A 12,794-nucleotide genomic window follows, 5' to 3' on the forward strand; every position below is an offset into this window, starting at 1 on the left:
GGGCCCGCGTCGGCCCGGCATCCGTCCGTCATCGTGTGACGCTGCCACCCGCCGGGCGGATCACCAGACGATGCCGCCGCCGAGCGAGATGCCTCCCCAGGTGAGCAGCACGAAGATCGCCGCGAAGACGACGGGAGCGATACCCGCGCCGCCCCGCGCGAGGCCCTTGAGCAGGGCGATGACCACCAGCACGGCCGCCACGAGCGAGAGGCCGCCGCCGAGGACGAAGCCGATGAACAGCGGGATCGGCATGAGGATGAGCCCGAGGAGACCGACCCAGAAGGCGGCCCAGGCGGTGGGGTTGGAACGACGCACGGCGGAGGAGGACATGCCTCCATCCTCTCGCGTGTGTCAGCGGACGTCTCGCATGAGCGCGAGCACAGGCTTCCGGGCAGCGACCAGGGCGAGACCGAGGACGATCGCGATGGCGCCGAGGATCGAGAAGTAGGGCACCTCGTTCTCGGGGTCGTAGAGAGGTGCGAGCAGTCCCGAGATGGCCGTTCCCAGCGACACCGAGAGGAAGAAGAGCGCGACCATCTGCGTCTGGAACCTGGCCGGGGCGAGCTTCGTCGCCGCTGACAGCCCGACGGGTGAGATCAGCAGCTCGGCGACGGTGAAGACGAACAGGATGCCGACGATGCCGAGCAGCGGGGTGGCCGACGGGCCGTCGGCGGCGAACGGCAGGAAGAGCAGGAAGGCCAGACCCATCACGACGACACCGGCGGCGAACTTGATCGGCGTCGAGGGCTGCCGCGTTCCGAGCTTCGTCCACAGGGCCGCGAAGACGCCCGAGAGGATGATGATGAACACCGGATTGATGGACTGCACCCAGTCGGGCGGCATCTGCCACCCGAGGAGGTTCAGGTCGAGCCGCTTCTCGGCGTAGATCGGGATGACGGTGAACTGCTGCTGGTACAGCGACCAGAACGCGACGCTCACGATGAACAGCGGGATGAAGCCGAACACCCGCGACCGCTCGGTCGCAGTGATGCGGGAGCTCGAGATGATCACGGCGAAGTAGGCGATCGTCGCCGCGATGACGACGATGACGACGGCGAGCGAGAGGTTGTCGGCCCGGATGACCCCGAGGGCGATGAGGAGCGCGGTGGCCGCGACGGCCGCGACCGTGATGCCGATGACCATCGGGTAGCGCGACCGCGGCAGCGGGTTGGGAACGCGGCGGGCCGCCTCGGGCAGCGACCGACGCCCGATCGCGTACTGGATCAGGCCGATGGTCATGCCGACCGCGGCAGCGCCGAAGGCCCAGTGGAACCCGAGGCTCGTGCGCAGGAAACCGGTCAGCAGCGGACCCGCGAAGGCGCCGAGGTTGATGCCGAGATAGAACAGCGAGAACCCGGCGTCGCGCCGGGGATCGTGCTCGGAGTAGAGGGTCCCGACGACCGCCGTGGCGTTGGCCTTCAGCCCGCCCGAGCCGAGGGCGACGAGCACGAGTCCGACCGCGACCGAGAGCAGCCCGGGGAGCACAGCGAGAGCGACGTGGCCGGCGACGATGATCATCGCGCTGAAGAACAGCACGCGCTCGGAGCCCAGCAGGCGGTCGGCGACCCAGGCCCCGAGGATCGTGGAGAGGTAGACCGCCCCGCCGTAGGCACCGACGATGCCGACCGCGGTCGCCTGCGGCAGGCCCGCACCGCCGTCGGAGACCGAGAAGTACAGGTAGTAGACCAGCACGATCTGCATGCCGTAGAAGCTGAACCGCTCCCACAGCTCGACGCCGAAGATGTGCGTGAGCGCCCACGGCTGCCCGAAGAAGCGGCGGTCGTTCCGGCCGTCGTCGGAGGGACGGGTGCGGGATGCGGTGGTGGCTGCGTCCTCGTGGCTCATGGACGCCGACGATACGCCGCTCAGGGGAGCGAAGGGCGCGTCTCGTGCGGATCGCGGCGTTGCGGTATGCACAGTGCCACGGCCAGGGCGATGACGGCGGCTCCCAGGCCGAGCGCGAACGAGACCTGGAACGCGGCGGGTGTCGGCACCGCCACGCCGTCGCGTTCGAGGGAGAACGCGGCGAGCACGGCGCCGATCAGTGCGGCCGCGGTGCTCGTCCCGAGTGAACGGAAGAGGGCGTTGAGCCCGTTCGACGCCCCGGTCTCGGTCGGCGGTACGGAGCGCATGATGAGCATCGGCATGCCGGCGTACCCGAACCCGATGCCGACGCCGATGAGGAGGTTCGCCACCAGCAGGTGCCACACCTCTGAGGCCCACAGCAGCGAGAAGCCGTAGGCGAGGATCAGCGCGACAGAGCCGAGGACGAGCAGCAGGCGCGGGCCGACCGTCCGGGCGAGTCGCCCTGAGAAGGGGGACAGCACCATCATCACGAGACCCGCGGGCATCACGATGAGGCTCGCCTGCAGCAGCGTCAGGCCGAAGCCGCCGACGGCCTCGGGGAGCTCGAGCATCTGGGGATACGAGACGTTCGACGCGAACAGCGAGAAGCCGATCGCGACCGACGCGAGGTTCGTCAGCAGCACCGCCGGGCGGGCCGCGACGCGCAGATCGAGCAGCGGATCGGCGATCCGCAGCTCGAACCAGCCCCACACGAGCAGCACGACGAGGCCGCCGAGGCCGCACGCGAGAGTCGCCGCCGACGTCCAGCCCCACGTGTTGCCGCGCGAGACCGCGAGGAGCACTCCCGTCAGACCGATGGCGAGTCCGATCGCTCCGACGACGTCGAAGCGGCCGGGCGTCCGCAGCACGCTCGGCGGCACGATGAGCACGACGAGGACCAGGACGACGGCGCCGAGCCCCGCCGACATCCAGAACAGCACGTGCCAGTCGCTCGTCTCGGTGATGAGCGCGCTCACCGGCATGCCGACGGCGCCGCCGACGCCGAGGGTCGCCGACATCAGGGCGATCGCCGCGTCGACCCGGTTCTCGTGCAGCACGTCGCGCATGATCGAGATCCCGAGCGGCACGACGCCCGTCACCGCGCCCTGGAGGGCGCGCCCGACGATGACCCCGACGATGTCCGTCGACAGCGCCGCGACGACCGACCCGACGATGAGCAGCCCGAGGAGGACGAGCACGATGCGGCGTTTGCCGTACATGTCGCCGAGCCGGCCCGCGATGGGGGTGAAGACTGCGGCGGCGAGGAGGGTGGCCGTGACGACCCACGCGGTGTCCTCGCGGCTCGCGTCGAGCAGCTCGGGCAGCTTCGACTGGATCGGCACCACGAGCGTGAACATGAACGACGACGCCAGTCCCGCGATCGCCAGCACGGCGACGATCGCGCCCTGCCGCGGCATCCGGGTGAGTCTTCGTCGTCCGTCGTCGCCCGATGCCATCCCTTCAGGCTATCCGCGGCGGCGTAGGGTGGGCTCATGAGCGAGAGCGTTCCCCCGACCCCAGCCGACGTGCCCGCGGGGATCGACATCCGCCCCCTCGAGACCGTCGCCGACATCTTCGCCGGCGCTGCGGTGCTGCGCGAGGTGTGGGGCGGCGACCGCGATTCGGTGCCCACGAACCTCATGCGCGCGCTGGCGTACTCCGGCAACTACGTGGTCGGCCTCTTCGACGGCGACCGGGTCGTCGGCGCGTCGGTGGCCTTCTTCGCCGAGCCGGGAGCGCGGTCGATGCACTCGCACGTCACCGGCGTGCTGCCCGAGTACCAGCAGCAGGGGCTGGGGCGGGTGCTCAAGCAGCACCAGCGGGCGTGGGCCTTCGCCCGCGAGGTCGGAACCATCACCTGGACGTTCGACCCGCTGTTCGCACGCAACGCGCACTTCAACCTGCAGGTGCTCGGCGCCCGCATCAGCGACTACCTCGTCGATCAGTACGGCCTCATGGACGACGGCATCAATCGCGGCGAGGTCACCGACCGGCTCATGGTGACGTGGCCGCTCGCCGCGCCGCCGCAGGAGCGCCCGTCCGACGACCGGATCGTCGCGACGATCGCTGTCCCCGACGACATCCACGCCATCCGTGCGGCCTCACCGGCCGAGGCCGATGCGTGGCGCGACCGCGTGCGCCAGCAGTTCCTCGAGCACTTCGCGGCCGGCCTCACCGTCGGCGGCTTCGACGACGAGCGCGGCTACCTCCTCGTCCGCGCCTGACCCGCGCCCCGCGCCGCTGAAACCCCGCTCGGGGTGTGTGGGCGCGGTTACTCGGCGCCGGCGTCGCGCCAGTCGTCGGACTCCATGTGCGAGCCGGCCTGCGGCCCCATCTGAAGCATCCCGCCGTCGACGACCCACGTCGCGCCGGTGACGTACGACGAGGCCGGCGACGCGAGGAACGCCACGACCGCGGCGATCTCCTCGGGCTTGCCCGGACGCGGGATCGGGATGCCAGGGCGGTGCGTCTTCTCGGCCTCGTCGCCCTCCATGTCGTTGATGGGCGTCGCGATCTCGCCGGGGGCGACGGAGTTGACGGTGATGTCGCGAGGTCCGAGCTCCTGCGCCATCGTCTTCACGAGCCCCTCGAGGCCGTGCTTCGAGGCGACGTAGGCGGCCGAGCCGACGCGCGGCTGCGACCCGTGGACGCTCGTGACCGCGATGATGCGGCCGCCGTCGCCGGCATCCGCCATGAGCTTCGCGGCGGTCTGCATGCCGAGGAAGGCGCCGTCGAGGTTGAGCGCGACGACCGTGCGCCAGCCGTCGAGGTCGAGGTCGAGCACGGGGCCGCCGGTGCCGCCGCCGGCGTTGTTGACGAATACGTCGAGGCCGCCGAGCTCCGAGGCGAGGTGCTCGATGACGCCCGGGACCTGGTCGAACTCGGTCGCGTCGAACTGCGCGACGACGGCCTTGCGTCCGCGGGCGCGCACACCTTCAGCGGTCTCGTTGGCGCCCTCCTCGTCGGAATGCCACGTGACGCCGACGTCCATGCCGGCGTCGGCGAGGGCGAGGGCGGTCGCGCGGCCGATCCCCGAGTCGGAAGCGGTCACGATGGCACGGCGAGGAGTGAACGTCATGCCCTGACGCTACGAACCGGCGCCACCGCGCCGCACCCGGTTGACAAGCCCGCGCGGCAACTCCTCGGATCCGCGGGCCCGCGAACGACGACGCCCCGTCTTCACGTGAGAGGTGAGACGGGGCGTCGTCGGATCTGAGGAGTTAGCGCGGCGTCACTCCGCGGAGGTGCCCTCCGGAGCCGGAGCCGGAGCAGCAGCCGGAGTCGGCGCCGGCGCCGCGGCGGCGTCGTCGGCGCGCAGGCCCTGGGCGACGCCGCGGCCGGTTGCCTGACCCTGGATGATCTGACGCAGGTCGATGCCGGTCGTCGCCTGCACCGCGTCGAAGGTGGCGCGCATGCTCGACGCGCTCTCCGAGGCGATGTGGCTCGACGCGCCGTCGCCGCCGAGCACCGTGATCGACCCGACCTTGTCGAAGCCGCGGGCGAACTCGGTCATGAGCGGCACGAGAGCCTCGATCGCGCGCTGGGCGAGCAGCGCCTCCTGGTTCTGGGCGATGGCGGCGGCCTCGGCCTCGATCGCCTCGGCGCGGGCCTCACCGGCCAGGCGCACGGCGTCGGCCTCGGCCTGGGCGCGCAGGCGGGTGGCCTCGGCCTCCTGGGCGGCGATCTGCGCGCGGGCCTCTGCGGCCTTCACCTCGGCGTACGCGTCGGCGTCGGCCTTGCGCTGGCGCTCGTAGAGCGAGGCGTCGGCGACCTTCTTGATGTCGGCGTCGAGCTGGGCCTGCCGGTTCTCGGCGGCCTGCAGCAGCACGTCCTGCTCGCGCTGCGCGCGGGCGAGGGCCTCGGCCTGCTCGGCCTCGGCGCGCGCACGGCCGACCTCGGCGGAGGCGGCGGCGGAGTTCTTGTCGTACGCGGTCTGCTCGATCAGGTTCGCCTCGTCGGTCGCGAGCTGACGGGCGCGCACCTCGCGGGCGGCGTTGATGCGGGCGACGTCCGCCTCGCGACGCACACGCTCGACCTCGGTCGCGCCGAGGGCGTCGATGTAGCCGTTCTTGTCGGTGATGCCCTGGATCTGGAACGAGTCGAGGATGAGGCCCTGGGCGAGCAGGTCGCTCTTGATGCCTTCGGCGATCTGGTCCGACAGCTTCTGCCGGTCCTTCATGAGCTGCTCGACGGTCAGGGTCGCGACGACGCCGCGGAGCGCGCCCTCGAGCTGCTCGGTCGTGAACTGCTCGATGGCGCCGTCCTGCGACAGGAAGCGCTCGGCGGCGCGGCGGACGAACTCGGGGTCCGAGCCGATCTTCACGAGAGCGACGCCCGCCACCGAGACGGTGACGCCGTTGGATGCCTGCGCCGTGGGCTCCATCTTGATCTGCCGCGCGCGCAGCGAGATCATCTCGGCGCGCTGCGTCAGCGGGTTCACGAGGGCACCGCCGCCCGTGATGATCGAGATGCGCGAGGAGTCGCCCGCCGCGTTCTTCTGGTTGCGTCCGACGACGACGAGCGCCTGGTCGGCCTTGGCGACCTTGTACCAGGCCCGCACCATGATCAGCAGGAAGATCAGAAGGATGATGACGGCGACCACGGCGATGCCGCCGATCACGAGCGCGCCTCCGGCGAATAGAGCTTCCATGCTGACCTTTCCCGTGCGTAACGATGTGTGCTTCGACCGTATCGGGGTCGGCCCGCCCGGCGCGACTAGAATCGAGGATGCCGTTGTCTGCGGCATCCGCGCCGTTCGCGCATCCCGAAAACGACCATGAGGAGCCACCTGTGGCCGAGCAGTCCCGCCTCGACAAAGTCATCGCCCTCGCCCGCCATCGCGGGTTCGTCTTCCAGGCGGGGGAGATCTACGGCGGTTCGCGCTCCGCGTGGGACTACGGCCCCCTCGGCACCGAGCTCAAGGAGAACATCCGTCGCCAGTGGTGGCAGACGTTCGTGCGCGGCCGCGGCGACATGGTCGGTCTCGACTCGTCGATCATCCTGCCCAAGCGCGTCTGGGAGGCCTCCGGCCACGTCGCGACCTTCACCGACCCCCTGGTCGAGTGCCTGCAGTGCCACAAGCGCTTCCGCGAGGACACCCTCATCGAGGACTTCGAGGCGCGCAAGGGACGCAAGGCCGAGAACGGCCTCGGCGACGTCCCGTGCCCGAACTGCGGCACGAAGGGCCAGTACACCGAGCCCAAGTCGTTCTCGGGCCTCGTGAAGACCTACCTCGGTGTCGTCGACGACGAGACCGGCCTGTACTTCCTCCGCCCCGAGACCGCGCAGGGCATCTTCGTCAACTTCTCGAACGTGCTGACGGCGAGCCGCAAGAAGCCGCCGTTCGGCATCGGCCAGGTCGGCAAGGCGTTCCGCAACGAGATCACGCCGGGCAACTTCATCTTCCGCACCCGCGAGTTCGAGCAGATGGAGATCGAGTTCTTCACGCCGCCCGCCGAGGCGCAGGAGTGGTTCGAGCACTGGGTCGAGGCCTGCTGGAACTGGTTCACCGAGCTGGGCATCGACGCCGACAACATGCGGCGCTTCGACGTTCCGGAGGACGACCGTGCCCACTACTCCGCCGGCACGATCGACGTCGAGTACCGCTTCGGGTTCCCGGGCAAGGAGTGGGGCGAGCTCATGGGCGTCGCGAACCGCACCGACTACGACCTGGGCAGCCACTCCGAGGCATCCGGTCAGTCGCTGACCTACTTCGACCAGGCATCCGGCGAGAAGTACACGCCGTACGTCATCGAGCCCTCGTTCGGTCTGACGCGGGCCATGATGGCCTTCCTCGTCGACGCGTACGACGAAGAAGAGGTGCCCAACGCGAAGGGCGGCGTCGACACCCGCACCGTGCTGCGCCTCGACCCGCGCCTGGCGCCCGTCAAGGTAGCCGTGCTGCCCCTCAGCCGCAACGAGCGTCTCTCGCCGCTGGCGCGCGAGGTCGCCGACACGCTGCGCGGCCGCGGCTGGAACATCGACTTCGACGATGCGGGCGCGATCGGCCGTCGCTACCGTCGTCAGGACGAGGTCGGCACGCCGTTCTGCGTCACCGTCGACTTCGACTCGCTCGACGACCGCGCCGTCACCGTGCGCGACCGCGACACGATGGCGCAGGAGCGCATCGCGCTCGACGCGCTCGAGGGCTACCTCGCCGAGCGCCTGCGCGGCGCCTGACGCGCCTGACGCGCCTGCGGGCGGAGAACGACGCGAACCTCGGAGCCATCCTGCGATGGACTCCGAGGTTCGCGCTTTTCTCCGAGGTTCGCGCTCGCGGGTCAGGGGGTGCGTCGTCGCCGCAGCGCCATGAACAGCCCGCCCGCCGTCAGAAGCACCGCGGCCGCGAGCGCGGCGCCCCACGGCAGCTCGCCGCCGGTCGCGCTGAGGCCGCCGCGGCTGGCCGTGCCGCCCGCGGCGCCGCCGGCCGCGCTCACGACCGTCACGGCCACGCGGATGTCGTCGAACCCGGGCGACGTGACCACGAGCGTGTGCTCTCCGGTCGGGAGGTCGCGGGGGATCGAGACGGCGAAGCGCACGTCGCCCGAAGCGTCGGCCGCGGGGATGCCGCTGACGACGATGGGATCGCTGTAGAGCGTGGCTCCGATCTGCTGCTGCGGCTCGAGGCCGGTGACCCGTACGGGCAGCGAGCCGCCCTGCGCGACGCGGCCGTCGCCGATGTCGACCGTCGCCCACACACCGGGCTCACCCGGTTCTCCGGGCTCTCCGGGCTCGGTCGCGGCCTCTGCGAGGCGGATGACACCCCATCGCGACGTGGTCTGGTAGCCGGTGCCGGTCGGCTCGGCCCACGTGTGCACGGCGAAGCGCGAGCCGCCGCGGGCGTCGTTGACCTGCGCGTCGAAGCCCTGGAAGGTGCCCGCGCCACCGAGCGGAACGTCGCTCTGTCCGCCCGACTGGCCGACGAGGTCGATCGCCGCCTCGACGATGTAGCCGTCGTCGGTGCGGGTGGTCGCGCTCGCCAGCAGCCGTGAGCGCTGGAGTGCCTCGTTGCCGGTCCCGAAGGTGACGTCGCCGTCGACCGTGATGCGGATCTGCGTGTCGTTGGGGCCGTAAGCGCCGCTCTTCGTGTTGCCGAGGTCGAGGAAGATCTCGACGCCGTCGCGGTTCCACGGATCGCTGTTCGACGTGTCGATCTCGGGGTCGACGACCTCGAACAGCGTGTGGAGCACGTTGTCGCGCCAGAGCGCGCGAACCGTCGCGGTGGCGCCGGCGGCGTCGCCCTCGACCCGCTTGGCGGTCGCGATCCGCGGAGCGGCCGCCCAGGCGTCGTCCACGACCGCGTCGACCGTGTCGGCCGTGATCTCGTCGGTCCGGGGGATCTCGAGGTACGACAGCTCCTCGTAGAAGGTCAGCTGGCCCGTCGCTCCCGCCGAGTTCCACGATCCGGCGAGGCCGTCGGCACCGAATACGCGGACGTCGAATGCGGCGGTGGATCCGACGGTCGGGGTCGCCGGGTGCGGCAGCCGGACGACGGAGGAGAACGCGCCCTCGGCCTCGACGGTCCGTCCTGCGAGGTCGCCGCCGGTGCCGAAGACGGCCTGGTCGTCGCCGTACGTGAACTCGATCCGTTCCGGCCGTACGTTCGACCGGACGAGCAGCGTGAGATGGTCGTCGCTCCAGCGCGTCTGGAAGCCGCCGGCGTCGCCGGTGAGCGGATGCTCGGGCAGGTTGCGCCACGCGGGGGAATCGACGATCGCCCCGTCGAGGTCGACGTCGCCGCGGAACACATCCGCGGTCGTCACGAGCGGCGGCAGGCCGTCGTCCTGGCCGATCGCGCCGTAGAACGCGGGCTTGGCGCCGAGGTCGCTCGCGAACAGGAGCGGCGCCTGCTCCGAGCGCCACGAGCGCGCGTCGGTGAGACCCCAGACGGTGACCGAGTAGAGCCCCTCGGATGCCGGCGCCCCGGCGTGGTACTCGCGGAAAATCTCGAACGCGTCGTGGTAGTAGTAGCCCTGCCGTGCGATGTTCGCGTCCGTGGCGGGGTTGACCGTGACGTCGAGCTCGGTGACCGCCTGCATGAGGCCGAGACCGGCGAACCGGTCGAGCGTGTTCTCGAGAGCGCTGACGGGGGTGTTGATCGAGACGTGGAACTGGTGGCCCACCCCGTCGAGCGGCGTCCCGGCATCCAGCATCCGGCGGATGAGGGCCTCGTACTGCGTTCCTTTGGCGTCCTGCTCGGTGTTGTAGTCGTTGATGAACAGCTTCACGGGGCGATCCGAGCCCGGGGCCGCGTAGTCGCGGTTGAACGCCTGGTCGGCGAGCTGGAAGGCGAGGTGGATGAACTCCTCGCCGAGGATGTCGTGCCACCGGCTGGTCCGCAGGCCGTCGGGCGTCGCCTGGTCGGAGATGACCTCGTTGACGACGTCCCACGCGACGAGCGGGTTGGTCTCGGACCCGAACAGGCCGTAGTCGTCGGCGATCGACCGTGCGACATCGTCGATGTGCGTGGCGAGCCGGTCGCGCAGTAGCTGCTTGTCGGCCGGGGCGTCGGTCAGCTCGCGCCCCGACGCATCCTGGAAGAACCAGTCGGGGGTCTGAGCGTGCCACAGCAGCACGTGCCCGTAGAGGCGCAGGTCGTTCGCGGCCGCGTAGTCGAGCAGAGCGGTGGCCTGCGGGTGGCGCTGGAACCGCTGCTGGTCGTCGTACCAGGCCTCGACCTTCATGTGGTTCTCGGGCGTGATCTGGTCGAAGTGGTGCCGGAGCAGGTCGGATGCCGCTCCGCTGGTCTCGCGCTGGTCGACCGCGACGCCGACGGGGAAGTCGGTCGTGTCCTTCAGCGGCGTGAGATCGAGGTCGCCTGCGCCGGTCTCGGGCACCGCGATCCGGATCTGGTCGACGAGGAAGGGTGAGGTGTTTCCCGAGTTGTAGCGGGCCTCGATGTAGAGCTCGGCCGCGGCGTCGTAACCGGGGATGGTGATGTTGCCGGCCACGGTCGTCCATCCGGTTGCCGAGACGCTCTCGGCCTGCAGCAGGTTGGTGTAGGTGACCGTGCCGCCGTCGTCGGTGCGCATCGAGACGGTGAGGCCCTGGCCGGGGTCCGCGCCGGGCGCGAAGCGCAGGGCCGCCGAGAACGCGTAGGTCTGTCCTGCGAGCAGGGTGTCGGTGGCATCCAGGAGGATGCCGTCGCCTTCGTGCGTCCGGTCGGTGACGAGAGCCGCGTGCGACGATTCGTCGGCTCCGCCCGGCACGACCTGGACGGTCGGGCCGGCGCCGCTCGAACCGACGCGAGGCAGCCAGGCGCCGAGGGCGCCGTCGTCGAACGTGCTCTCGATCAGCACGGTGCCGGGGGTCTGGGGTGCCGTGCCCGGATCCGTGCCCGGGTCGCCGTCCGGGGCGGTGATCGTGACGTCGTCCACGAGGTACGTGTAGGGCGCGGCATCCGCGATGTCGGCGGTGCCGAGGTAGAGCCTGACGGCCTCCGTGGTCGCGGGCGACGTCCAGGTGCCGGTGACCGTCGTCCAGTCGTCGGCGGAGACCGTCGTGTCACCGATCCACGTGTACCCGGGCACTCCGACCCAGCGCGCCTGGGTGTCGGGTGTGCCGGGCGCGAGCCGGACGCGGGCGCTCACGGTGTAGGTCGTCTCGGGTTCGAGGACCCCCGGCGCCGTCTGAATGCCGACGTAGTCGGCGTCGCGGCCTTGCACCACGAGGGCTCCGTCGGCGAAGTCGAGGGTCGAGCCGTCACCGCCGCTCTGCGTGAGCGCGTCGCCGAGCGTCGGCGCGGAGAAGTCGTTGGCGACGACGGTGCGTGTTGCGGTGGGGGCGGCGGTGGCTCCCGTCGCGACGAGTAACGGTGCGGCGAGGGCCGCGGTCGCCGCGGCTGCCAGTATTCGGGGTCGACGAATTCGCATGGTTCAAGCGCTCCTTTGCGCAGACCGGGGGAACGGAATGTCGACTACTCAAACATATCCGCCGCTTTCCGCCAGCTTTTTCGAAAACCGCGCTGATCAGGAGCTCGCTGCGCCCTTCGCGGCCGCCTTCGCGGCGCGCTTGTACTCGCGCACCTTCGTCAGCGACTCGGGAGAGACGATGTCGGCCACCGAGCGGAACGAGCCCTCGTCACCGTAGGAGCCGGCCGCCTCGCGCCAACCGGATCCGGTGAAGCCGTACTGCTTGCCGAGCAGAGCGAGGAAGATCTTCGCCTTCTGCTCTCCGAACCCGGGCAACGCCTTGAGCCGCTTCAGCACGGTCGCTCCATCCGGGTCGCCGGAGGTCCAGATCGCCGCGGCATCGCCGCCCCAGTCGTCGACGATCGTCTGGCAGAGGGTCTGGACGCGGCCCGCCATCGACCCGGGGAACCGGTGAACGGCCGGCGTCTGCCGGAAGACCTCGACGAACTCCTCGGGGTCGTAGCCGGCGATCGTCGCGGCGTCGACGGCGCCCGCTCGCTCGCGGATCTTCAGCGGTCCCGTGAAGGCCGTCTCCATCGCGATCTGCTGGTCGAGCAGCATCCCGATCAGGAGGGCGAGCGGATTCTCGGTCAGCAGCCGATCGGCGTCGGCGTCGTCGGTGATGTGCAGGCTCATGCCTCTCCTTCGTGGTGCGGGGCGGGGGGATGCGTGTCGAACCGGGCCGGTCGTGCGCTGCGCGGGCGGCTCCGGTTGCGCGCGAGCGGCCGCAGTCGGCCCTCGAAATAGGCGATCGCCGCGAGGGCGTTGACATGCCGGTGCGTGATGTTCTGTCCTTCGACCGGAAGCGGGTAGCGCGGATCCTCGTAGACGGCGGCGATGCGCAGAATGGCCGCGTGGTCGTCGGGGCTCATCGCGAGCGCACGATCGGCGAGCTCGTCCTCGCCGCAGTCCCAGAGGCAGGCGGCGATCAGCGTGATCGGTGCGTTCACGGTGAAGTTCGATCGACCTTTCATCGCCTCACGGACGTCGTCGTCCCATCGCGGGTCTCGGGGCGGCCGGCGCAGGCTCATGGCATCC

The 12,794-nt window shown here is 70.6% G+C and carries 10 protein-coding genes; 2 read left to right on the forward strand and 8 right to left on the reverse strand.

Going from position 1 to position 12,794, the window contains the following annotated elements:
• Positions 1-60: 60 nt before the first annotated feature.
• From AA0Y20_RS04930 to AA0Y20_RS04940, 3 genes are read right to left on the reverse strand one after another with little or no spacing between them, the layout of a single operon-like run.
• Positions 61-330, reverse strand: a complete 270-nt coding sequence (locus AA0Y20_RS04930) for a hypothetical protein (RefSeq protein ID WP_412937807.1) — start codon at positions 328-330, stop codon at positions 61-63.
• 21 nt (positions 331-351) lie between these two features.
• Positions 352-1,845, reverse strand: a complete 1,494-nt coding sequence (locus tag AA0Y20_RS04935) for a peptide MFS transporter (RefSeq protein WP_412937809.1) — start codon at positions 1,843-1,845, stop codon at positions 352-354.
• A 20-nt stretch (positions 1,846-1,865) separates the two neighbouring features.
• Positions 1,866-3,263: an MFS transporter gene (locus AA0Y20_RS04940; RefSeq protein ID WP_412939706.1), complete on the reverse strand. Its 1,398-nt coding sequence runs from the start codon at positions 3,261-3,263 to the stop codon at positions 1,866-1,868.
• 75 nt (positions 3,264-3,338) lie between these two features.
• Here AA0Y20_RS04940 and AA0Y20_RS04945 point away from each other — a divergent pair, with 75 nt between their 5' ends.
• On the forward strand, positions 3,339-4,070 hold the full coding sequence (locus tag AA0Y20_RS04945; protein ID WP_412937810.1) for a GNAT family N-acetyltransferase: 732 nt from the start codon (positions 3,339-3,341) through the stop codon (positions 4,068-4,070).
• 47 nt (positions 4,071-4,117) lie between these two features.
• Here AA0Y20_RS04945 and AA0Y20_RS04950 read toward each other — a convergent pair whose 3' ends face one another.
• Both AA0Y20_RS04950 and AA0Y20_RS04955 read right to left on the reverse strand, forming a co-directional pair.
• Positions 4,118-4,924 carry an SDR family oxidoreductase gene (locus AA0Y20_RS04950; RefSeq protein ID WP_412937812.1) on the reverse strand — a complete coding sequence of 269 codons (807 nt, stop codon included), beginning with the start codon at positions 4,922-4,924 and terminating at the stop codon, positions 4,118-4,120.
• Positions 4,925-5,077: 153 nt separating this feature from the next.
• The gene (locus AA0Y20_RS04955; RefSeq protein ID WP_412937814.1) at positions 5,078-6,496 is read right to left on the reverse strand and encodes an SPFH domain-containing protein; all 1,419 of its coding nucleotides are present in this window, start codon (positions 6,494-6,496) and stop codon (positions 5,078-5,080) included.
• Between the two features lie 140 nt (positions 6,497-6,636).
• On the opposite strand from AA0Y20_RS04955, the gene AA0Y20_RS04960 reads away from it, so the two are divergent.
• Positions 6,637-8,025, forward strand: a complete 1,389-nt coding sequence (locus AA0Y20_RS04960; RefSeq protein ID WP_412937816.1) for a glycine--tRNA ligase — start codon at positions 6,637-6,639, stop codon at positions 8,023-8,025.
• Positions 8,026-8,126: 101 nt separating this feature from the next.
• Here the strand turns inward: AA0Y20_RS04960 and AA0Y20_RS04965 are convergent, their stop codons facing one another.
• From AA0Y20_RS04965 to AA0Y20_RS04975, 3 genes are all read right to left on the reverse strand, one after another.
• Positions 8,127-11,717, reverse strand: a complete 3,591-nt coding sequence (locus AA0Y20_RS04965) for an endo-1,4-beta-xylanase (protein ID WP_412937817.1) — start codon at positions 11,715-11,717, stop codon at positions 8,127-8,129.
• Positions 11,718-11,813: 96 nt separating this feature from the next.
• Positions 11,814-12,392, reverse strand: a complete 579-nt coding sequence (locus AA0Y20_RS04970) for an HhH-GPD-type base excision DNA repair protein (RefSeq protein WP_412937819.1) — start codon at positions 12,390-12,392, stop codon at positions 11,814-11,816.
• Complete coding sequence (locus tag AA0Y20_RS04975) at positions 12,389-12,787, reverse strand: hypothetical protein (RefSeq protein ID WP_412937820.1); 399 nt, start codon at positions 12,785-12,787, stop codon at positions 12,389-12,391. Before AA0Y20_RS04975 ends, AA0Y20_RS04970 begins: the two co-directional genes overlap by 4 nt.
• Positions 12,788-12,794: the final 7 nt, after the last annotated feature.

The sequence above is a fragment of the Microbacterium pratiae genome (assembly GCF_047302165.1).
GTDB lineage: Bacteria > Actinomycetota > Actinomycetes > Actinomycetales > Microbacteriaceae > Microbacterium.

What these genes read in the sequence shown, in the direction of transcription:
- AA0Y20_RS04930 (WP_412937807.1), bottom strand. Translation starts at nt 330, where the DNA reads ATGTCCTCCTCCGCCGTGCGTCGTTCCAACCCCACCGCCTGGGCCGCC.
- AA0Y20_RS04935 (WP_412937809.1), bottom strand. Translation starts at nt 1,845, where the DNA reads ATGAGCCACGAGGACGCAGCCACCACCGCATCCCGCACCCGTCCCTCC.
- AA0Y20_RS04940 (WP_412939706.1), bottom strand. Translation starts at nt 3,263, where the DNA reads ATGCCGCGGCAGGGCGCGATCGTCGCCGTGCTGGCGATCGCGGGACTG.
- AA0Y20_RS04945 (WP_412937810.1), top strand. Translation starts at nt 3,339, where the DNA reads ATGAGCGAGAGCGTTCCCCCGACCCCAGCCGACGTGCCCGCGGGGATC.
- AA0Y20_RS04950 (WP_412937812.1), bottom strand. Translation starts at nt 4,924, where the DNA reads ATGACGTTCACTCCTCGCCGTGCCATCGTGACCGCTTCCGACTCGGGG.
- AA0Y20_RS04955 (WP_412937814.1), bottom strand. Translation starts at nt 6,496, where the DNA reads ATGGAAGCTCTATTCGCCGGAGGCGCGCTCGTGATCGGCGGCATCGCC.
- AA0Y20_RS04965 (WP_412937817.1), bottom strand. Translation starts at nt 11,717, where the DNA reads ATGCGAATTCGTCGACCCCGAATACTGGCAGCCGCGGCGACCGCGGCC.
- AA0Y20_RS04970 (WP_412937819.1), bottom strand. Translation starts at nt 12,392, where the DNA reads ATGAGCCTGCACATCACCGACGACGCCGACGCCGATCGGCTGCTGACC.
- AA0Y20_RS04975 (WP_412937820.1), bottom strand. Translation starts at nt 12,787, where the DNA reads ATGAGCCTGCGCCGGCCGCCCCGAGACCCGCGATGGGACGACGACGTC.